The sequence below is a fragment of the Candidatus Cloacimonadota bacterium genome, assembly GCA_011372345.1.
In the GTDB taxonomy this organism is placed as follows: Bacteria; Cloacimonadota; Cloacimonadia; order Cloacimonadales; family TCS61; genus DRTC01.
On the sequence record DRTC01000140.1, the window covers coordinates 1 to 1533 of the forward strand.

Annotated in this window: 1 protein-coding gene and 1 pseudogene; one reads left to right on the plus strand and one right to left on the minus strand. The window is 36.2% G+C overall.

Translation table 11 applies throughout. The features are described from left to right. Nucleotides 1-388: 388 nt before the first annotated feature. On the plus strand, nt 389-1186 hold the full coding sequence (locus tag ENL20_02620) for a hypothetical protein (protein HHE37449.1): 798 nt from the start codon (nt 389-391) through the stop codon (nt 1184-1186). 177 nt (nt 1187-1363) lie between these two features. Here the strand turns inward: ENL20_02620 and ENL20_02625 are convergent. Continuing rightward, nucleotides 1364-1533 (minus strand): annotated as a pseudogene (locus ENL20_02625) (benzaldehyde dehydrogenase).

The following is a 1533-nucleotide window of genomic DNA, read 5'->3' on the forward strand; positions in this document are numbered from 1 at the left end:
TCATCTTTACATTAAGGTCCCAATAAAATATTCGCCATTTACTAACCATTTCTTTAATAATTGATGCTCTTGTTCATATTGGGGACAACAATCCTTTAAAGAACAATATTTGTCAAGAATTGTTTTAAATCCAGTATGCTATCAAAAATTTATTAAACATGTTAATTTGTTGCGGAAACATATATTGATAGCTTATGGGAAGGAATGAATCTAGCATGAGACCAATGCCGATTATTTTTACACCCTGTAATATTTAGTAAACGATAATCCCAGAAAATATCTGCCTGGCTTTTTGATTGTATAGCATGTAAAAATTATTTCCATTATTAATTTGACACGATTTTGTAGAATTTTATTTTTCCAAAATCAAAATTTATCAGGAATAATTATGAAAAGAAAAAATTTTGTATTCATTTTTTTACTCCTTATTACATTAACCTTATCAGCTCAAGACACAAATGATTCTTTCTATTTCGTTCAGATCACAGACACTCACCTGGGCACAGGAAACAACTCTGAGTTCACTCAAAAGTTAATTGACATGATAAATGATCTCCCGATGAAGATCGAAATAGTTTTGCATACCGGAGATATTGTGCAATATCCACTTCAGCAGGATTCGGTTCTAACAAATGCAAAAGAGCTTTTCACTCAATTGGAAATGCCTGTTCTGTATGTTGCTGGAAATCATGATATCCGCAAAAAAAGTATGCAAACATCCACTAGTATATTTGAAGAGAATTTTGGTCCTCTTATGGTCGACGAAGAGGTTATGGGAGTTAAATTCATCGGGATTTTTTCCAATCCGCTTGCCTGGGATTTTCCGATGCAGGATTACGACCCCTTACCCGAACTGGAAACTGAATTGATAGAAGCAGGTGATATGCCAGTAATCCTCTTTCATCACATTCCATCCGTGGAAGATTTTTATCTTAACCAAATGCATGATGGCTGGAAAGAACCAGACAGAAGTGAATGGATTTCTTTATTGAATAAGTATAACGTGAAAGCTGTTCTGGCTGGTCATTTTCATCGTGATGAACATCACTGGCTGGGAGTTGTACCGCTTTATGTATGTGCTTCTGTAACAACAAAATGGGGCAGGCAGCCGACTTTCCGGATATATGAATTTAAGGATGGCAAGCTGAGTTACCGAACTGTTTATCTGGAGCCGGAAGAGGAGTAAGGAAAACTTAAACGAGTTTCGGAGTACTTTTAACCAATTTTAACTTGAAAATGTTTTGATTTTTCCTTAATTCTTTCACTCCACCGTAAAATATCGATGCACGATCTTCAATAAATTCTTCCAGCCAGTCATCATCATTTTCATGTTTGTGCCATATAATGCCTGAATAATTCCTTTCAAACCATCATACACTTTCTTGCTATAAGGATGCCACCAGATATTCTTTCGTGCAAAAGGAAGGATATCATTCACTATGACCTGCGGCTGTGTCATTTCATCAAAGCCAATTTTTCCGTGAGTCCGCCCAATACCCGATTCCTTGAAACCACCCCAGGGTGTTTCTGCAA

Excerpts from the sequence above, each read along its gene's own strand:
- ENL20_02620 (HHE37449.1), top strand. The coding sequence starts at position 389 with ATGAAAAGAAAAAATTTTGTATTCATTTTTTTACTCCTTATTACATTA.